The sequence below is a fragment of the Billgrantia montanilacus genome (assembly GCF_003336675.1).
Taxonomy (GTDB): Bacteria; Pseudomonadota; Gammaproteobacteria; order Pseudomonadales; family Halomonadaceae; genus Halomonas; species Halomonas montanilacus.
The window spans coordinates 438,766-455,999 of sequence record NZ_QPII01000002.1 but is presented as its reverse complement, the minus strand read 5'-3'; the positions used below and the strand labels follow the sequence as shown (position 1 = coordinate 455,999).

The 17,234-nt window shown below is 63.9% G+C and carries 18 protein-coding genes and 4 tRNA genes; 16 read left to right on the top strand and 6 right to left on the bottom strand.

Going from position 1 to position 17,234, the window contains the following annotated elements; all coding sequences use genetic code 11:
- Positions 1-9: 9 nt before the first annotated feature.
- Complete coding sequence (betI, locus tag DU505_RS04765) at positions 10-615, bottom strand: transcriptional regulator BetI (protein ID WP_181872728.1); 606 nt, start codon at positions 613-615, stop codon at positions 10-12.
- 208 nt (positions 616-823) lie between these two features.
- Between betI and DU505_RS04760 the strand changes: the two genes are divergently transcribed.
- From DU505_RS04760 to DU505_RS04745, 4 genes are all read left to right on the top strand, one after another.
- A tRNA-Met gene (locus DU505_RS04760) sits at positions 824-900 on the top strand.
- Between the two features lie 132 nt (positions 901-1,032).
- Positions 1,033-1,108, top strand: a tRNA-Asn gene (locus tag DU505_RS04755).
- Between the two features lie 43 nt (positions 1,109-1,151).
- Positions 1,152-1,227 (top strand) — tRNA-Asn (locus tag DU505_RS04750).
- A 63-nt stretch (positions 1,228-1,290) separates the two neighbouring features.
- Positions 1,291-1,366 (top strand) — tRNA-Asn (locus tag DU505_RS04745).
- A gap of 152 nt (positions 1,367-1,518) precedes the next feature.
- Here DU505_RS04745 and DU505_RS04740 read toward each other — a convergent pair.
- From DU505_RS04740 to DU505_RS04730, 3 genes are all read right to left on the bottom strand, one after another.
- Positions 1,519-2,475 carry a sulfurtransferase gene (locus DU505_RS04740; RefSeq protein WP_114477830.1) on the bottom strand — a complete coding sequence of 319 codons (957 nt, stop codon included), beginning with the start codon at positions 2,473-2,475 and terminating at the stop codon, positions 1,519-1,521.
- 182 nt (positions 2,476-2,657) lie between these two features.
- Positions 2,658-3,227, bottom strand: a complete 570-nt coding sequence (locus tag DU505_RS04735) for a carboxymuconolactone decarboxylase family protein (protein ID WP_114477829.1) — start codon at positions 3,225-3,227, stop codon at positions 2,658-2,660.
- Between the two features lie 106 nt (positions 3,228-3,333).
- On the bottom strand, positions 3,334-3,921 hold the full coding sequence (locus tag DU505_RS04730; RefSeq protein WP_114477828.1) for a TetR/AcrR family transcriptional regulator: 588 nt from the start codon (positions 3,919-3,921) through the stop codon (positions 3,334-3,336).
- Between the two features lie 288 nt (positions 3,922-4,209).
- On the opposite strand from DU505_RS04730, the gene DU505_RS22480 reads away from it, so the two are divergent.
- The 7 genes from DU505_RS22480 to hpaI all read left to right on the top strand — a co-directional run bounded on the left by DU505_RS22480 (position 4,210) and on the right by hpaI (position 9,552).
- Positions 4,210-4,497: a hypothetical protein gene (locus DU505_RS22480; RefSeq protein ID WP_181872727.1), complete on the top strand. Its 288-nt coding sequence runs from the start codon at positions 4,210-4,212 to the stop codon at positions 4,495-4,497.
- 89 nt (positions 4,498-4,586) lie between these two features.
- On the top strand, positions 4,587-5,150 hold the full coding sequence (locus DU505_RS23060) for a DinB family protein (protein ID WP_114477827.1): 564 nt from the start codon (positions 4,587-4,589) through the stop codon (positions 5,148-5,150).
- Positions 5,151-5,323: 173 nt separating this feature from the next.
- A complete protein-coding gene (locus DU505_RS04715; protein WP_245947770.1) occupies positions 5,324-5,788 on the top strand; it encodes a DUF302 domain-containing protein in 465 nt (154 codons plus the stop codon).
- A gap of 209 nt (positions 5,789-5,997) precedes the next feature.
- Positions 5,998-7,146 carry a galactonate dehydratase gene (gene dgoD, locus DU505_RS04710; RefSeq protein WP_114477826.1) on the top strand — a complete coding sequence of 383 codons (1,149 nt, stop codon included), beginning with the start codon at positions 5,998-6,000 and terminating at the stop codon, positions 7,144-7,146.
- Positions 7,147-7,168: 22 nt separating this feature from the next.
- The gene (locus DU505_RS04705) at positions 7,169-7,825 is read left to right on the top strand and encodes a 2-dehydro-3-deoxy-6-phosphogalactonate aldolase (protein WP_114477825.1); all 657 of its coding nucleotides are present in this window, start codon (positions 7,169-7,171) and stop codon (positions 7,823-7,825) included.
- A complete protein-coding gene (locus tag DU505_RS04700; RefSeq protein WP_245947769.1) occupies positions 7,789-8,769 on the top strand; it encodes a 2-dehydro-3-deoxygalactonokinase in 981 nt (326 codons plus the stop codon). The genes DU505_RS04705 and DU505_RS04700 overlap by 37 nt, the downstream gene beginning before the upstream one ends.
- A 12-nt stretch (positions 8,770-8,781) precedes the next feature.
- The gene (hpaI, locus tag DU505_RS04695; protein ID WP_114477824.1) at positions 8,782-9,552 is read left to right on the top strand and encodes a 4-hydroxy-2-oxoheptanedioate aldolase; all 771 of its coding nucleotides are present in this window, start codon (positions 8,782-8,784) and stop codon (positions 9,550-9,552) included.
- Positions 9,553-9,568: 16 nt separating this feature from the next.
- Here hpaI and DU505_RS04690 read toward each other — a convergent pair whose 3' ends face one another.
- A complete protein-coding gene (locus DU505_RS04690; RefSeq protein WP_114477823.1) occupies positions 9,569-10,990 on the bottom strand; it encodes an FAD-binding oxidoreductase in 1,422 nt (473 codons plus the stop codon).
- 53 nt (positions 10,991-11,043) lie between these two features.
- Positions 11,044-12,207, bottom strand: coding sequence for a fumarylacetoacetate hydrolase family protein (locus DU505_RS04685; RefSeq protein ID WP_114477822.1), 1,164 nt, complete (start codon positions 12,205-12,207; stop codon positions 11,044-11,046).
- A gap of 208 nt (positions 12,208-12,415) precedes the next feature.
- On the opposite strand from DU505_RS04685, the gene DU505_RS04680 reads away from it, so the two are divergent.
- From DU505_RS04680 to DU505_RS04660, 5 genes are all read left to right on the top strand, one after another.
- Positions 12,416-13,180: an SDR family NAD(P)-dependent oxidoreductase gene (locus DU505_RS04680; protein WP_114477821.1), complete on the top strand. Its 765-nt coding sequence runs from the start codon at positions 12,416-12,418 to the stop codon at positions 13,178-13,180.
- Complete coding sequence (pdxA, locus tag DU505_RS04675) at positions 13,177-14,199, top strand: 4-hydroxythreonine-4-phosphate dehydrogenase PdxA (protein ID WP_114477820.1); 1,023 nt, start codon at positions 13,177-13,179, stop codon at positions 14,197-14,199. The genes DU505_RS04680 and pdxA overlap by 4 nt, the downstream gene beginning before the upstream one ends.
- On the top strand, positions 14,196-15,437 hold the full coding sequence (locus DU505_RS04670) for a four-carbon acid sugar kinase family protein (protein ID WP_245947768.1): 1,242 nt from the start codon (positions 14,196-14,198) through the stop codon (positions 15,435-15,437). Before pdxA ends, DU505_RS04670 begins: the two co-directional genes overlap by 4 nt.
- A 202-nt stretch (positions 15,438-15,639) precedes the next feature.
- Complete coding sequence (locus DU505_RS04665; protein ID WP_114477819.1) at positions 15,640-16,641, top strand: sialic acid TRAP transporter substrate-binding protein SiaP; 1,002 nt, start codon at positions 15,640-15,642, stop codon at positions 16,639-16,641.
- Positions 16,642-16,697: 56 nt separating this feature from the next.
- A complete protein-coding gene (locus tag DU505_RS04660; protein ID WP_114477818.1) occupies positions 16,698-17,234 on the top strand; it encodes a TRAP transporter small permease in 537 nt (178 codons plus the stop codon).

The window sequence follows — 17,234 nt, the reverse complement described above, 5'->3', positions numbered from 1 at the left end:
TTGCTCCTGTCAGGAAACGGGTGTGGATTCGTAGTTGGCCAACAGCTGATTGATGTAGCCATGGGCCAGGCGTCGTGCACCGTCGGCATCCAGCCCTTCCGGCGTCAGGGCGCCGCGCAGCCAGAGGCCGTCGATCGTTGCTGCCAGGCCATGCGCGGCCTGGCGAGCCTTGGCTCGGGGCATGAGACGGCGGAACTGGCTGCAGAGGTTGGAGTAGAGGCGTCGATCGTTGACCTGCTGGAGGCGCTGCAGCTGGGGCTTGTGCATGCTGCTGGCCCAGAATGCCAGCCAGGTCTTGGCCACCGGACCGGAGACCTGGCTGCGGTCGAAGTTGCCGTCGATGATGGCCCCGATATGGGCGCGGGGCGACGCATCGCCCAGAGCGCGACGACGAGCGGCGACGGCATCGCCGAGATCGGTGAGGATCTGTCGCATGGTGGCTTCCAGCAGCCCGTCCTTGCCGCCGAAGTAATGGCTGATGATCCCGGCGGAGACGCCGGCATGCCCGGCGATGCGGATGACCGTCGCATCGGCAAGGCCGACCTCGTCGATGGCCGCCATGGTGGCCTGTATCAGTTGCTGACGCCGAATGGGCTCCATTCCAACCTTGGGCATCAGGCACTCCTTGTATCATGGTGACGACTGCCACCGATGACGTCGTCGGTCGCTGGCGGCACTAGTGAGTATGACTTTCAGCATGCCATTTTTTTATTGAACGTTCAATCAATAAAAAACTCGCGACAACCACAGCTTGCCACCGTTACATGCTTCGGGCATAATTCCGCCCCGTCGACCGGGCATTGGTAATGGCTCGGCACCGGAAGGCTACGTAGCTCAGCTGGTTAGAGCACATCACTCATAATGATGGGGTCCCCTGTTCGAATCAGGGCGTAGCCACCAGAATACCTGAAGGCGCCCGCACGAAGAGCTCGTGCGGGCGCCTTTCGTTGTGCAGAGAAGCGGCCGGGGCGGGGAATCCGCCCTTGACCTGATCGAAGCGATCCGTATACTACGCACCGTGTTCAGGGCCATTCCCCGATAGCTCAGTTGGTAGAGCAAATGACTGTTAATCATTGGGTCGCAGGTTCGAGTCCTGCTCGGGGAGCCAATGAACACGTGCTGATCGCACTAGCATCTGATTGAAGCGCCATTCCTCGATAGCTCAGTTGGTAGAGCAAGTGACTGTTAATCACTGGGTCGCAGGTTCGAGTCCTGCTCGAGGAGCCATCAGCTCCGCAATACGCAGCGCATGTCCCGGCTGCATCAGCATACCCCCGTAGTAAATGCCATTCCCGGATAGCTCAGTTGGTAGAGCAAGTGACTGTTAATCACTGGGTCGCAGGTTCGAGTCCTGCTCCGGGAGCCATTAGGCCTCACCTCCGGCCTGCTTCACCCCATCTCTACGTTTGAACCGCCCCGTTCCTTCTTTCGATGGAGCGCCAATGGACTATGTCTCCTGGTCCGGAGCGGCGAATCGGGCCGGCACCAAAGGCGCCCGGCCCTGCTACCCCACTGCATTCAGTCGAGAGCCTCCTGAAGGCGCTCCAGGCCACGTCGAGCGAGTTGCACGGGGCGCGAGTCACTTATCGTCCATGCGGCCATGGAGCCGTCATACATCGCGACGTTATCGAATCCGGCAACCTCGCTGAGCACGAACCAGTCCGTTGCCGCCCAGTGTCCGGTATTGCAGAAGGTGATGGTGCGAGCATTGCGATCCAGCTCGGCAGTGTTGATACGTGAGGAGAGACCTTCCTTGTCCAGGTAATAGGCACCCGCACGGTCGCCGAAGTGGCTGTGATGGGGAAGGCTCCTGGCGCCGGGTATGGAGCCGGCAGTTCTCACGGCCGGTGATATCGTTTCGCCGGTGAAGTAGTCCGATGGACGGGCATCGACCAACTGGGTCTGGGATTGACGTGCCTGCTCAACCTGCTCGGTCGTGGCGATCAGCTCCTCGCGCAGGGTGGTATGAAACTGTTTGGCTTCAGTGGCGGGAACGGGACCGCTGGCGACGTCGAAGCCTTGTTGCTGCCAGCCGGCGAAGCCTCCATCGAGAATGGCGACTTCGTCATGGCCTAGAATCTTGAAGGTCCAGTAGACGCGTGCCGCGCTGCCGAAATCCGTGGGTCCGGTCCCGGCGGGGACGATCACGACCGTCGTATCGTTGTCGATACCCAGGCTTCCGATCAATTCCTGCAGAGGTTCGATCTCCGGCAACAGGCCCGCTACGTCGTCACGCTCTTCGCGCCAACCATCGTCGGTGTAGCTGCTGTAACGGCTGCCGGGGATGCGGGCGGCCTCGAAGCTTTGGCGATCACCACCATCATCGATGGAGGAGCGAACATCGAGGACGACCAGGTTCTTGTCATTCAGGTGCTGGTCGAGCCACTCGGCCTCGACCAGCGGGGAAATCTCCGAGGCCTGGACCTGCGCCGATAACCACAGAGCACTGAAGGCCAGTACGAGAGTGCGTAACATAAGCTTGACCTCGTTTGTCGGGTTTATCGTGAGCCTATGCCGTCGGCCAGGGAGCGGTAAAGGTTCAATAAGACCGAATACCACCTAGTACAGCACGCTCGGCAATAAGCGACAGCGCATGATCCATGCACTGTCGCGATTTCGGTGAGTATCGCCCCGACACTGCATGTCGGGGCGGAGACTCACTTCTTCCAGGCGTGGCCAGCGAAAGCCTCGTCGAGCTCCGGGTGATTGAGGTGGTTGGAATAGTTGGACAGCGTCTTCACGGCCAGCGCTAGCACGATTTGCAGCACATGCTGCTCCTCGAAGCCGGCGTCAAGGAATGCCTTGACGTCTTCACGGGTCGGCATGCCACGGGTGTCGAACATGACACCAGTGAATTCGCTAAGCGCAGCCAGGCGAGAGTCTGGAATCTCCCGATCCTCACGGATCGCCTCGAGCACGTCGGCGGGCACCTGAGACATTTTCTCTGCCAGCATGCTGTGGGCGGCCATGCAGTAGCTGCAGCCGTTGAGTTGACTGATGGTCAGGAATACCACTTCCTGCTCCGGGGGGGTGAAGCCGGAATCCTCTCGGAAAAGCTCATAGCCGTGCAGGTAGGTGTCAAGGACGCCGGGCGCCTTGGCCATGCCCTTGTACATGTTGGGCACGAACCCCAGCTTGGCGTTGGCCTTCTCGAGCAGTGGCCGTGCCTTGGCATCGGCATTTTCGAGTGTCTGCGGGGGGAGTTGTAGTTGATAGTCGGCAGTCATGTTGAGTCTCCTGTATTCCTGTCATTAGCGTAGGGGACACCGTGGGGTGTCGGCTTATATATGGATCGATCGGTCCATATATGTCGTAAAAAATCACCTCGATCGTTCAGCGTAATGTGTCGAGCAGCAACTCGGCCGCGGCTTCAGTCTGTGCGGGTGCGGCGCCGGACTTGAGCAAGGTGCGCAGGCCGGCCATGCCCAGCGTGAGATAGGTTGCGAGCGCCAGTGCGTCACGATCTGAGGCGATATCGCCTTCGGCCTGTGACCGAACGACGGCTTCGTGGAACAGGGCAGTGATGGCTTGGACGCTGCGTCTGGCCTCGATGGCCGCGATGTCGCCACGTTGGCCAAGCTCACTGGCGGAATTGAAGATCAGACATCCCAGCGCAGCTCGCTCGCTGCCGGACTCCTGAGCCGTCTCCACGAACAGCTCCCGAAGAAAGCCCAAGGCTGAGGGCGACGCTTCCAGCCGGTGGTTGAGCCGATCGATCAGATTGCCGCGATAGCGGCGCAGTGCCTCGAGAAACAGCTGTTCCTTGTTGCCGAAGGCCTGGTACAGACTGCTGCGCGATATTTTCATCGCCTCCAGCAGGTCGCGGGTCGAAGCGCTGTCGTAGCCTCTGGCCCAGAAGACCTGCATGGCGGCGCTCGCGGCCTCGTCGGGGCTGAATGCAATGGGGCGTCCACGTGTCATGCCTTGAATTTAGAACCAATCGGTACATAAATCAAGCCTGGTGAAGTTCATCTTTCGACAAAGAATGCTGTATGGACTGGAGGCAAGCGCCGACAGAGTCATCACGGCAAACCAATAAGGGAGCAGCCTGCGGAAGCGCCGAAAGAGCGGAACAAGCGCGGATGACGGAGCAGTCGAGGCGCCATCGGCAGTTGGAGGCGCCGATAAGAAGCCAGCCGTAAGGGCTGACTTCTCTGCACGATGACATGCCATCGCATGTCTCTTCATGACACTACGGAGGTCATTATCATGACATTACAAGACGAGAAGCGCCGCAGCCTGCTGGGAAGGCTCAGCAAGCAGCTGGGTTATGCAGCCCCGGCACTGGTGCTGGTAGCCAGTGGTGCCACCTTTCAGGCCGTGGCCAGCGAGTCATCAACGGAGCCTACCTACACCAGTGGCGTGGAAGCGCCTCTGATGCTGGCAGAAGCCCATGCCGAAGGCGAAGCGGAAGCCAAAGCCGAGGGGGAGGCGGAAGGCGAAGCTGAGGGAGAAGCGGAAGGTGAAGCTGAGGCCGAAGCAGAAGCCGAGGGTTAATGGAACGTTATATCCCTGAGTGGGTGGTCGGGCCGGCAATCCTGGCGCCGGCCCCGGCTTTCTCACTTGCGATCAACAGGTAAACCGCCATGTCATCCATAATAAATCAGGCATATCCTCCCCAGGCGGGTCTCATTGAAGAGAACCTCCTGGCATTGTCACAGTTGGAGGAATTCGTTGATGCGCTCACGCCGGAGCAGTACCGGCACAACTTTGGCCACGATGGTCGCCATACGCTCGGCAAACACATACGACACATCATCGATCACTATAATGCCTTGCTGAGCAGCCTGGACGATGCTGTGATCGACTACGAAGATCGTCATCGGGATGAACGTCTGGAGCAGTGGCCGCAACAGGCCGCTCATCGTCTGATTGACATCAAGGCTGCACTGACCGCCCTGGTCGGGCACTGTCCGACTGCCTGCTTGAGCCTGAATTATCCCCTTGGCGCTGGCGTGCAGGTGCTGGACACCAGCCTGGCGCGCGAACTCGCTTTCCTGACCAGCCACACTATTCATCACATGGCGATACTTGGCCTGCTTGCCGAGCAGCTCGGTTTCACCTTGCCCGAGGCGTTCGGCGTTCATCCCTCTACGTTGAGGCATTGGCAGCGAGACATCTCTCGCCCTGTCGCCGCATGGCCCGCATGATGGCCCGCATGTGGCGGTCTACCTGGTCTCTGTTGCATTGCTGCTGGTGGTGGGGCCGTAGTTCAGCCTGTAACGGCTGGCAGGGGAGGGCTGCCCTGACTTGCCGTCGGAGAAAACTTTGACGAGGCTGAAGGCTCCTCTCGCAAGCTTATCGCTCCAGGAGAGCATCGACCATGAACAAGATTTTCGCTTTTTTCGGCGTAGCCGCTTTCATGGCCGCCCTTGGCAGTGCTCAGGCCGATGTCGTCGGCAAGGGTATCGAGCAGGTCAGGAGCGATGATGGAATAGATCGCGTCGAGGAGCGTCTACGCACGGCCCTGGACGAGCGAGGCATGGTGTTGGTTACCATGGTGGATCACTCCGCCAACGCTGAGCGAGTCTCGCTGTCCTTGCCTCCTACCCGCATGTTCCTGTTCGGCAACCCCGAAGTGGGGACGCCCATGATGCAATGCCAGGGCAGTCTCGCACTGGACCTGCCCCAGAAGATGTTGCTGCGTGAGGAGGACGGTACGACCTTGATCGAGTGGAACGATCCCCATTACCTGGCTGCACGCCATAACCTAGAACATTGCGACTTGCCCTTGGGACGTGTGGCTGACGCCTTGTCGGGCATCGCCAACCAGGCCGCGGGTGGCTGAACGGCGGGGCAGTTCCACGATCCGTGCTTAGGAGACGGAATCCCCCCTTGATGTGGCTCGCCTGGATAGACGGATACTGCTCCCTTCTATATACGACTTTCGCTGCTTGGCGTCACGAATCGAGGCCAGGTAGGGTGTGATTGCGGCTATCCTCATGGCCAAGGGAGGCGGTGTGCGTCTACCTGGGTCATCTCACGCCTGGAGCGACGATGAAAATTACCCGTTTGAAGACCTGGCAGGTGCCACCACGCTGGCTCTTTCTCAAGATCGAGACCGACGAGGGGGTGTTCGGCTGGGGCGAGCCGGTGGTCGAAGGGCGTGCCGCCACCGTGGAGGCCGCCGTCCATGAATTCGCCGACATGCTGGTGGGTGAAGACCCGCATCGCATCGAGCATCTCTGGAACCGTATGTACCGCGGGGGCTTCTACCGCGGTGGACCGATATTGATGAGCGCCATCGCCGGCATCGACCAGGCGCTCTGGGACCTCAAGGGGCGTGACCTGGGTGTGCCGGTACATCAGTTGCTGGGTGGTGCCTGCAGGGATCGAATGCGTATGTACGCCTGGACCGGAGGCGACCGGCCCAGCGAAGTGGGCAAGGGCGCCCGCGAACTCGTCGACCAGGGCTTCACCGCCTTCAAGATGAACGGCACGGCGGAAATGGCCATCGTCGACTCCCATGCGCGCATCGACGAGGCGGTGGCTCGGGTCGCCGAGGCGCGCCAGGCGGTGGGGCCTGAAGTCGGCATTGCCATCGACTTCCACGGCCGGGTGCATCGACCCATGGCCAAGGCGTTACTCCGGGAACTCGAACCCTTCCACCCGATGTTCGTGGAAGAGCCCGTGCTGCCGGAGCATCTCCCCTGCCTCAAGCAGATCGCCGGTGGGCTCGGCTACCCCATCGCGACGGGAGAGCGGCTGTTCACACGCTATCAGTTCCGCGATCTGCTGGCGGATGGCATGGTCGATATCGTGCAGCCGGATGTCTCCCACTGTGGCGGCATCAGCGAGGCCCTGCGCATCGCCAGCCTGGCCTCCTGCCATGACGTGGCCCTGGCGCCGCACTGCCCGTTGGGGCCGCTGTCCCTGGCTGCATCGCTTCAGGTCGACGCGGTCAGCCACAACGCCTTCATCCAGGAGCAGAGCATGGGCATTCACTACAATCGGGACAATGACGTGCTCGACTACCTCGTCGACAAGTCGGCCTTGGCCATCGAAGAAGGCTGCTGCGCGATTCCCCAGGGGCCTGGGCTCGGCGTGGAGATTGACGAGGCCTTCGTCGAGGAGCGTGCCAAGGTCGGACACCGGTGGCGCAATCCCCTCTGGACCCATGCCGACGGTTCGGTCGCGGAATGGTAGCCGCAATGTCAGGGAGACTGTCATGACCTCGAATCCGCTTCGCTTGCAGCAGGTTCTGGCGGAGTGTCCGCTGGTGGCGATCCTGCGTGGCATACACCCCGACGAGGTGCTGGATGTCGCCGACGTGCTCATCACCAGCGGGCTGCGCCTGATCGAGGTGCCGCTCAACTCGCCGCAGCCCTGGGAGAGCATTGCACGGCTCAAGGCCCACTGCCCCGATGAGGTGCTGGTGGGTGCCGGCACGGTGCTGTCGTCAGCCGATGCGCGGCGCCTGGCGGGTCTCGACGCCGCGCTGCTGGTGACGCCCAACTGCGACCCGGAGGTGATCCGTGCCGGGCGCGAGGCGGGCATGGCCTCGATGATCGGCTGCATGACTCCCACCGAGGCCCTGGCAGCCCAGGGTGCCGGGGCTTGTGCGCTGAAGCTGTTCCCTGCCGCCCATCTGGGGGTCGGTTACTTCAACGACCTGCGTGCCGTGTTGTCGCCCGAGCTGCCGGTACTGGCCGTGGGCGGCATCGATATCCCGAACATGGCGACCTGGCACGCGGCGGGTATCGATGGTTTCGGCCTCGGTGGCAGTCTTTATGCGCCGGGGCGTCCCGTTCAGGAGGTCGAGCGGCGTGCCCTCGCCCTGGTTGCCGAATGGCGACGCCTGCAGGCGAGTGGGGCCAGCCAGTGATGGACGCGTTCGTTGCCGTCGACTGGGGTACCAGCAATTTTCGCGCCTTTCTGGTGGATGCTGTTACCGGGCGATGCCTTGACGAGACACGCTCGAGCTCGGGGCTGCGTAACCTGAGCCACAGTGACTTCCCCGTGTACTGTCGCCAGCAGCTGTCGGACTGGCTCGATGCTGCGGGCGGCCATGACCGCCTGCCGGTTTATCTCGCAGGGATGGTGGGTGCGCGTAGCGGCTGGGCCGAGGCCCCCCAGCCGGCGCTGCCCCTCTCGCTCCAGACCCTGGCCGCGGGGCTGACGTCCGCTCCCGACTTCCCGAATGCCTGGCTGGTGCCGGGGGGCAAGATCGTCACGCCGGACCATGTCGACGTGATGCGTGGCGAAGAGGTGCAAGCCTTCGGGGCGCTCTCGCTGTTGGGCCAGACGGGCGGGCTATGCTGCCTGCCGGGCACCCACAGCAAGTGGGCCAGCCTGCGTGCCGGTGTGATGGAACACTTCACCACGCTGATGACCGGTGAGCTGTTCCATGCCGTGCGCTGCCATACCCTCCCGGGTGAGCCGGTTCCCGAGGATGACCGCTTCGACCTGGAGGGGTTCGAGCGCGGTCTTGTGGCCGCGGAGCATCCCGCCGGGGTGCTGCATGCGCTGTTCGAAGCCAGGAGTCGCCATCTGCACGACGGTCTGGCGGCCGGGCAGGTGGGCAGCTTTTTCTCGGGTGTGCTGATCGGCACCGAATTACTGGCGATGGGCAGCCTGATCGAGTCCCATGGGGAAGTGGTGGTCATCGGCTCGCATACCCTCGGCGAGCGCTATCGCCAGGCGCTTGGCAGCCGCGGAATTCCTGTGCGCGAAGTCGGAAGCGATGCCGCCAGTATTGCCGGCATACAGCTGTTGCATGATATTCACGCCAGGGCGGGCGGCTCGCTCGATCCTGGGCCCCGCCGATAACGAGGTAACCCGATGCAGATGCCCCGCAATCGCTTCAAGCAGCGGCTACTGGCTGGAGAGTGTCAGACCGGCCTATGGCTCGGTCTGTCCCATGCCTATACCGCCGAGATGGCGGCGACAGCCGGATTCGACTGGCTGCTGATCGACGGGGAGCATGCTCCCAATGACCTTCGCAGTCTGCTGGATCAGCTCCGGGCCATTGCCCCCTATGCGTCCCAGCCCATCGTCAGACCCCCGGCGGGGGACCCGGTGTTGATCAAGCAATACCTGGATATTGGTGTCCAGACCCTGCTGGTGCCCATGGTCGAAAGCGCGACACAGGCCACTGAGCTGGTGGCGTCGATGCGCTATCCGCCGGCGGGCTTTCGCGGCGTTGGCCACGTGCTCGGCCGGGCCGCGCGCTGGGGACAGGTGGCGGACTACCTGCAGCATGCCAATCAGGAAATGTGCTTGCTGGTGCAGGTGGAGACTCGCGAAGGGCTGGACAACCTCGATGAGATTGCCGCAACCCCAGGTGTCGATGGCGTCTTCATCGGTCCGGCGGATCTTTCCGCGGCCATGGGACACCTGGGAAACGCCGACCATCCCGAGGTGCGTGCCGTCATCGATGACGCCATCGAGCGGGTGCGTACTGCCGGCAAGGCCGCGGGCATCGTGACCGTGGACGAGGAGGCGGCCCGCCGCTATCTGGCGGCGGGCTGCACCTTCGTCGGGGTCGGCATCGATACACTACTGCTGGTCAATGCGATGCGCAGCCTGGCCGAGCGGTTCGGGACGGAGTGAGCCGGGGCAGGGCGCGTCAGCGAGGCGGCAGCAGCCGGCCAGCGTTCATGACCCCGGCCGGGTCGAATAGTGTCTTGATGCCCTCGACCAGCTCCCGCTCGGCCGGCGAGAGGCGGGCCAGATAGGCGCTCTGCTTGCTGCGCCCGATGCCGTGCTCGGCGCTGATGCTGCCGTTGAATTCGTCGAGCACCTCGAACAGCAGCGCTTCCAGCTCGTGCAGGTGGCGGTACTTCTCCGCTTCGGCCATGTCGACGGGGGGCAGTATGTTGAAGTGCAGGTTGCCATCCCCGACATGACCGTAGGCGATGATCTCGCACTCCGGTGAGACGTGTTGCACGCGCTGAGAGGCGCGCTCGACGAAGGCGGGAATCGCCGAGATCGGCACCGCGATATCGGTTCGCAGATGCTCGCCGCGCAGCCGCTGCCCCTCCAGCATGCTCTCGCGAAACTGCCACAGCTGCCCTGCCTGGGCTTCGCTCGAGGCCAGGGCGCCATCGAGTACGAGCTCGCGCTCCATGCCATCTTCCAGCAGCTGTTCGAGCATGGCGCCGAGATCCACCGGGCCGGTGGCGGCCACTTCCATCAGCACGTACCAGGGGTAGGCGCTGTCCAGCGGGTCGCCTAGCGTCGGTGTCGCCTCCATCGCCAGCTCGATGCAACGCCGCGGTATCAGCTCGAAGGCGGTGAGCAGGTCGCTGCAGCCGCGGCGGGCCAGGCCGTAGAGCGCGATCACGGCCTCCACGGAGGGCAGGCCGAGCAGGGCAGTGCGTGACTGATCGGGCAGGGGGACGAGCTTGAGCACGGCGCCGGTGACGATGCCCAGGGTGCCTTCGCTGCCGAGCAGCAACTGCTGCAGGGCGTAGCCGCGGTTGTCCTTGTGCAGCGACTTGAGGTTGTTCCAGATACGCCCGTCGGGCAGCACCACCTCCAGCCCCAGCACCAGCTGGCGCATCATGCCGTAGCGCAGCACGTTGAGGCCCCCGGCATTGGTGGCGATGTTTCCGCCGATCTGGCAGCTGCCCTGGGCACCCAGCGACAGCGGGAAGTCGCAGTCGTGCTCGGCGGCTGCCTGCTTGACGGTCTCGAGAATACAGCCGGCATCCACGGTCATGGTGAAGTTGACCGGGTCGATCGCCCGGATCTCGTTCATGCGCTCCAGGCTGAGCACGATCTCCTGCCCGCCCTTCTCGGGCAGTGCCCCGCCCACCAGGCCGGTGTGGCCGCCCTGGGGCGACAGGCGCATGCCGTGCTCCCCACACAGGGCGACGACCTCGGCGACGGCGGTGGTCGAGTCGGGGCGAACCACCGCCAGCGGCATGCCCAGCCTGTCACCGGCCCAGTCGCTGACGTAGCGTTCCATCTCCTGCGGGTCCTGTAGCACGCCGGTTTCGCCCAGTCGCTGCACCAGTTTGTCCAGAACGTCGGTTGCTGCGGTCATTGCGGATCCTGAAGGCCGGTTCGAGTGTATGGATGCCAGTGTTTCCCTAAGACTCAGCGGCGGTCAAGATGCTGCATCAGCGCCCGGATGCCATAGGTCCAAGGTGGCAGCTGGTCGCTCCTGCCCACGGGGTTGACCAGCGCCCCCAGCGTCGGAGTGGCGATGGTGACACGGTCGCCCAGGTGATGGGTGAAGCCCTGGCCCTTGCCGTCGCGGTCCTGGATCGGCGAGAACATGGTGCCGAGGAAGAGCATGAAGCCATCGGGGTACTGGTGATGATCGCCGATGGTCTGGCCCACCAGGTCCAGGGGATCGCGACTGATCTCGCGCATGTCGCTCTCGCCCTCGAGCAGGAAGTCGTCCTCCTCGCCTTCGATGCGCAGCGACACTTGGCAGCTGCGGATGCTATCGATATCGAAGCCGTCGTCGAACAGGCGAATGAAGGGACCCAGGGCGCAGGAGGCGTTGTTGTCCTTGGCCTTGCCCAGCAGCAGGGCGCTGCGCCCCTCGATGTCGCGCAGGTTGACGTCGTTGCCGAGGGTGGCACCACGCACCTGGCCACGGCTGTCCACCGCCAGCACGATTTCCGGTTCCGGGTTGTTCCACTGCGAGGCCGGATGCAAGCCCACGGTGGTGCCGAAGCCCACCGAAGAGAGCGGCTGAGCCTTGGTAAATACCTCGGCATCGGGCCCGATGCCGACCTCCATGTACTGGGACCAGGCGCCGCGTGCCTGAAGCGCCTGCTTGAGTGCTATGGCCTCTTGCGAGCCGGGTGCGATGCGTGACAGGTCGGTGCCGATCAGCGCCTGCAATTCGCCACGCAGCTCGCTGGCCCGGTTGGGATCGCCGCCGGCCTGCTCCTCGATCACCCGTTCCAGCAGACTCACGGCGAAGGTCACGCCACAGGCCTTGACGGCCTGGACATCGCAGGGAGCCAGCAGGTAAGGCGCCCGCTGCCTGGCGTCCAGCGAGTTGGCCAGTAGCGCCTCCAGGCTGCACAGCGTCGGGCCTTCCGCGCGCCGCACGACCGCCAGCAGGTCGTCGCGCTCCAGCAGGTCGGCCATGGTAGGGCCGGACTCGGTGATATCGATCACCCGCCCGTCACGCACCGCGACCAGCGCCGGACCAGGCCGTGGCTCATCGAGCCATACGCGTCCGACCAGCAGGGCATTGTCGAGATCATGGGGCAGGCAGTCCTGCGGGGATAAGGGGGGCATGAGTATCTCCGGTTCCGTTGGTCAGGCTGGCGGTTGGCCCACCATCGCCTATCATGGTATTCATTGTCGTGTTGTATGACAGGTATGCCAAGAGGGTCACTTTACCGCAACGCCCTGTTTGGGGTCGATAGGTTCGGGTCGATAGGCAAACTCGACGCAAGGGTGGGGTGATGGGGCTGCCTTGAACAGCAATAATCAGGAGGATGGCATGTTCAACGAGTGGAAAGGTAAGCGGGTACTGATCACCGGTGCAAGCCGAGGTATCGGGGCGGCCGTGGCCAGACAGCTGGGGGAGCTGGGTGCCCGGGTGGCGGTGCACTATCACGCCAGCGCGGATCTCGCCGAGACGGTGGCCCAGGCGGTCCGCGACGCTGGCGGCGAGGCCTTCACCCTGTCGGGCGATGTCAGTCGTTCCAGCCAGGCGCAGCGTCTGGTCGATGAGGCCGCGGAGCGGCTGGGAGGCCTGGACCTGCTGATCAACAACGCCGGCGACATGCTGGGGCGAGTCTCCCTGGACGACATGGATGACGAGCAGTACGACCGCGTGATGGATCTCAACGCGCGTTCGGTGGTCATGGCCAGCCGAGCCGCGCTGCCCCATTTCCGCCGTGCCGGGCGCGGCAATATCATCCATACCACCTCCATCGCCGCGCGCAACGGCGGCGGTCCCGGAGCCGGTCTCTACGCCTCGGCCAAGGGCTTCGTCAGTACCCTGACCCGCAGCATGGCCAAGGAGCTGGCGGGGGAGGGTATCCGGGTCAACGGTGTGGCGCCTGGCACCATCGCCACCGACTTCCACGAGCGTCACTCCAGCGAGGCCCAGATGGCGGCGGCACGCGCGTCGATTCCCATGGGGCGACTGGGCAGCGCCGAGGAGTGCGTGGGTGCCTATGTCTTCCTGGGCACCGATACCATGAGCGGCTATGTCACCGGTCAGGTGATCGAGGTCAACGGCGGACAGCTGATGCCATGACCACGCCCTCTACCTGCTATGCGATCGTCATCACCATGGGGGACCCGGCCGGCATCGGTCCGGAAATCATCTGTCGTGCCGTGGCCGCCATGTCTCCCGCCGAACGTGCCACCACCCTGCTGGTGGGGGATCCCGCCATCTACCGCCGTGCGGCGCGTTCCATCGGCGCTGAGCTTGCCTTCACCCCGCTCGACGAGGCGGGTGAAGCCACTAGCGTGGCCGTGGCCATCGTCGAGGTGCCGGAGGACGTCGAGATACCGGATGGCAGGATCAGCGCCGGCGGGGGTGACATGGCGTTTCGCTGTGTCGAGACAGCGGTCAAGCTGGTGCAGGACGGCCGCGCCCGAGTGATCGTCACCGCACCGCTCAACAAGGCCGCTCTGCACGAGGCCGGTCATCATTACGATGGTCATACCGGTATGCTGGCGGCGCTTACCGGGGCGCCGTCGTCGTTCATGCTGCTGGCCTCCGAGACGCTATCGACACTGCACGTGTCCACCCATGTCTCCTTGCGCGGGGCCATCGAGCGGGTCACCGAGACGCGTATCATCGACACGGTGGAGGCGGGCCATGCGCACCTGGTGGCCATGGGTGTGGCGAAGCCGCGCATCGCCGTGGCCGGGCTCAATCCCCACTGTGGCGAAGGCGGGATCTTCGGTGACGAGGATACCCGGGTCATCGCACCCGCAGTCCACACGCTCAAGGAACGGGGCTACGCGGTCAGCGGCCCGATATCCGCCGATAGCGTGTTTTACCGTGCCTCGAAAGGGGAGTTCGACCTGGTCGTGGCCCAGTACCACGACCAGGGTCATATCCCGGTCAAGCTGATCGCCTTCGACACGACCGTCAATGTCAGCCTCGGGCTGCCGGTGCAGCGCACCTCGGTGGATCACGGCACCGCCTTCGATATTGCCTGGCAGGGCAGGGCGGATGCCACCAACATGGGCTCGGCCATTGCCTACGCGCGTCGGCTGTCGGACGTCGCGGCCGGGGCTGAGTCGCGAGCGTCTCAGCCGTGAGCGTCTCAGCCGTGAGCGGGGCGGCCCATGATGAAGTGGGCGCTGGCAGCACCGGCTGCCGTGTCGCCATCGTGGCCGATGACCTGACCGGCGCACTGGATGCGGCTGCCCCCTTTGCCGCGCGCGGCGCCGATGCGCGGGTGGTGATCGCCCTGGAGGCGCTGGATGACGCCTTGTCCGACTGGGAGGGCACCTGGCCCGAGGTGATCGCGGTGAATACCGAGTCCCGCCATCTTTCTGCCGGCCAGGCCGCCGAGCGGGTGGCACGGGCCACCCGCTGTCTGGCCCGGACGGCGCCCACGACCTGGTTCAAGAAGGTCGACTCCACCCTGCGCGGCCAGGTGGTGGCCGAATGTATTGCCATGCGCGAGGCGACGGGCCACCCGCTGCTGTTGGCACCGGCGGTTCCCGCCCAGGGGCGGCTGGTGCGTGACGCCGCGGTGTGGGTCGACGGCGTGCCGCTAGCGGAGAGCGCCTACCGGTTTGATGCCCGTTCACCTCCTCTCCTGGGTCCGCTGGATCGGGCCTTCGGTGCCGAGGGAATGCGGCTTTTCCACCATGCCGGCCACGGCATGGCGCTGCCGGCAGGCGATTGCGTGGCCGATGCCGAGAGTGACCAGGACCTTGCCATTCTCTACGACACGCTACTCCGGGCGGGAGCGCCGCGCCTACTGGCGGGCGCCGCAGGCCTTGCCACCGCCATGGCTCAGCGCTGCTTCGGGCGACTCCAAGCGTGCCCTCGTCCGCTCGGTAGCATCCGCAGGGTGCTCTATGCGGTGGGCTCGCGTAGTCCCAGGGCAGGCGAACAGCTGGCGGTGCTGTGTGATCAGGCGCCATCCATTCCGGTACTGCAGGCACTTGCGGGGGGCGTGCCCGAGCTGCCCGGGGCCGTGGTGGTGCTGATTCCCGGCGTACCTCCCGCTTCCGGTTTGCAGGAGATTACCGCCGAGGACGTGGCCTATGCCATGGCCGAAGGGGTCGCCGCGGTTACCCGAGCCTGGTCGAACGATGGCGAGGAGCTGCTGTTCCTGACCGGTGGGGATATTGCCATGGCCGCGCTCTCGAGGCTCGGTGTCAGGTCGATTAGCGTGGAAGCGGAATGGTCTCCCGGAGTGGCCCTGGGCTTCCTGGATGGCGATCCGGCCCGCCGGGTGATGACCAAGGCCGGCGGTTTCGGAAAGGCGTCTCTGCTGGCCCGGCTGCATCGGCAGCTTTCGGCCGGCTTGGGTGCTGGCTGACCCGGCGCCGTTGGCGAAAGGTGCTGGCTCCGAGTTGCGCAATGGGCGTGGAGCGGCTAGGTTGGAATTTGATGGTATGACACGTATACAGCAGGATACCAAGCCAAGGCGGTGAGTGCCCGGCACCTCGCTCGAACACGCGAGTCGCCACCATCAACAACCCACACGTAGAACAAACTCAACAGGTCGTGAGGACAACAAGATGAGTCACAAGAGCCAACGCCATCTCAAGCTGGCCCGCATGCTGACCGCCAGCTTACTCGCTGCGGGCATCGGCTTTACCGGCGCCGTACAGGCCCAGCAAAGCCTGCGGTTCGCCCACGTCTACGAAACGTCCGAGCCGTTCCACAAGTGGGCGGAATGGGCCGCCGAGCAGATCGAGGAACGTACCGAAGGGCGTTACACCATGCAGGTGCACCCGGCGTCCTCGTTAGGCAAGGAAGAGGACATCAACGAGGGGCTCGAACTGGGTACCGTGGACGTCATCTATACCGGAACCCAGTTTGCCGGACGCTCCTATGGCCCCATGGGTATCGCCGGTGCCGCCTACATGTTCCGGGATTTCGACCACTGGCAGGCCTATGCCGAGAGCGACCTGTTCCAGGAGATCGCCCAGGGTTACCAGGACCAGACAGGTAACGTGCCGCTCGCCCTCAATTACTATGGCGAGCGCCATGTCACCTCCAATGAACCGGTGAACGAGCCCGCGGACATGCAGGACATGAAGATCCGTGTCCCCAATGCGCCAATGTACATGATGATGCCGCGGGCCGTGGGCGCCAACCCGACCCCCATCGCCTTCGATGAGGTCTACCTGGCCCTGCAGCAGGGCGTGGTGGATGCCCAGGAGAACCCGCTTCCGACGATCCGCGCCAAGGCCTTCCACGAAGTTCAGGACTACATCAACCTGACTGGCCATATCACCGACTCGCTGATCACCATCGTCGGTGGACCACGCTGGAACCAGCTCTCCGAGGAGGACCGCGAGATATTCCGTGAGGTTTTCCAGGAGGCTGCCGAGAACAATACCCGGGATATCCAGCAAGCCGAGGCGGAGCTGGTGGCCTGGTTCGAGGAGCAGGGCAACACCGTCAACGAGGTGGACCGCGAAGCCTTCCGTGAGGCCGTTGTACCCGCACATAACGGCTCAGCCGCCACATGGGATCAGGAAACCTACGATCGCCTGCAGGCCATCGGCCAGTAACCGCTACCCTGTGAGGGGCTTCCGTCGCTCTCGGGCGGAAGCCCTGGAGTCTTGCCATGAGTGAGAAGCGTGAAGATTCCGTGCCGGCTGCCGATCCCCTGATCGACTTCGAGTCGGCCTTTGACGATACCCCCTTTCGCTTGAACGACTATCGCCTGGAAGACCTGGCGACCCTGATCCTGTTCTGGGCGCTCATCCTGGTGGTGTTCGCCCAGTTCTTCAGCCGGTACGTGATGGGAAGCTCCATCGGCTGGACCGAAGAGATCGCCCGCTACCTGCTGATAGGCGTCGGCTTCTTGGGTAGCGTCATGGCCGCGCGCAATGGCAGCCACATCATGGTGGAGTTCTTCTACCACTACATGCCCGCGTGGCAGTCACGCCTGCTCGAACGCCTGGTGGGGGCAGCCAGTCTTGGCTTCTACCTGGCAATGACCTGGGTGACCTATCGCCTGGCGTCACGCACCAACAGCCTGATGGTCTCGGTAGACCTGCCCAAGAGCCTGATCTACTACACCGTCTGTGTCGCCTTCGCGCTGATGGCGATACGCACCGCACAACGGCTGTATCTCAAGTACCGGGACCGTGCTGCATGA

What these genes read in the sequence shown, in the direction of transcription:
- pdxA (WP_114477820.1), top strand. Translation starts at nt 13,177, where the DNA reads ATGACCACGCCCTCTACCTGCTATGCGATCGTCATCACCATGGGGGAC.
- DU505_RS04685 (WP_114477822.1), bottom strand. Translation starts at nt 12,207, where the DNA reads ATGCCCCCCTTATCCCCGCAGGACTGCCTGCCCCATGATCTCGACAAT.
- DU505_RS04665 (WP_114477819.1), top strand. Translation starts at nt 15,640, where the DNA reads ATGAGTCACAAGAGCCAACGCCATCTCAAGCTGGCCCGCATGCTGACC.
- DU505_RS04700 (WP_245947769.1), top strand. Translation starts at nt 7,789, where the DNA reads ATGGCGACGCCTGCAGGCGAGTGGGGCCAGCCAGTGATGGACGCGTTC.
- betI (WP_181872728.1), bottom strand. Translation starts at nt 615, where the DNA reads ATGCCCAAGGTTGGAATGGAGCCCATTCGGCGTCAGCAACTGATACAG.
- DU505_RS04680 (WP_114477821.1), top strand. Translation starts at nt 12,416, where the DNA reads ATGTTCAACGAGTGGAAAGGTAAGCGGGTACTGATCACCGGTGCAAGC.
- DU505_RS04690 (WP_114477823.1), bottom strand. Translation starts at nt 10,990, where the DNA reads ATGACCGCAGCAACCGACGTTCTGGACAAACTGGTGCAGCGACTGGGC.
- DU505_RS04740 (WP_114477830.1), bottom strand. Translation starts at nt 2,475, where the DNA reads ATGTTACGCACTCTCGTACTGGCCTTCAGTGCTCTGTGGTTATCGGCG.
- DU505_RS04660 (WP_114477818.1), top strand. Translation starts at nt 16,698, where the DNA reads ATGAGTGAGAAGCGTGAAGATTCCGTGCCGGCTGCCGATCCCCTGATC.
- dgoD (WP_114477826.1), top strand. Translation starts at nt 5,998, where the DNA reads ATGAAAATTACCCGTTTGAAGACCTGGCAGGTGCCACCACGCTGGCTC.
- DU505_RS04715 (WP_245947770.1), top strand. Translation starts at nt 5,324, where the DNA reads ATGAACAAGATTTTCGCTTTTTTCGGCGTAGCCGCTTTCATGGCCGCC.
- DU505_RS23060 (WP_114477827.1), top strand. Translation starts at nt 4,587, where the DNA reads ATGTCATCCATAATAAATCAGGCATATCCTCCCCAGGCGGGTCTCATT.
- DU505_RS04735 (WP_114477829.1), bottom strand. Translation starts at nt 3,227, where the DNA reads ATGACTGCCGACTATCAACTACAACTCCCCCCGCAGACACTCGAAAAT.
- DU505_RS22480 (WP_181872727.1), top strand. Translation starts at nt 4,210, where the DNA reads ATGACATTACAAGACGAGAAGCGCCGCAGCCTGCTGGGAAGGCTCAGC.
- DU505_RS04705 (WP_114477825.1), top strand. Translation starts at nt 7,169, where the DNA reads ATGACCTCGAATCCGCTTCGCTTGCAGCAGGTTCTGGCGGAGTGTCCG.
- DU505_RS04730 (WP_114477828.1), bottom strand. Translation starts at nt 3,921, where the DNA reads ATGACACGTGGACGCCCCATTGCATTCAGCCCCGACGAGGCCGCGAGC.
- hpaI (WP_114477824.1), top strand. Translation starts at nt 8,782, where the DNA reads ATGCAGATGCCCCGCAATCGCTTCAAGCAGCGGCTACTGGCTGGAGAG.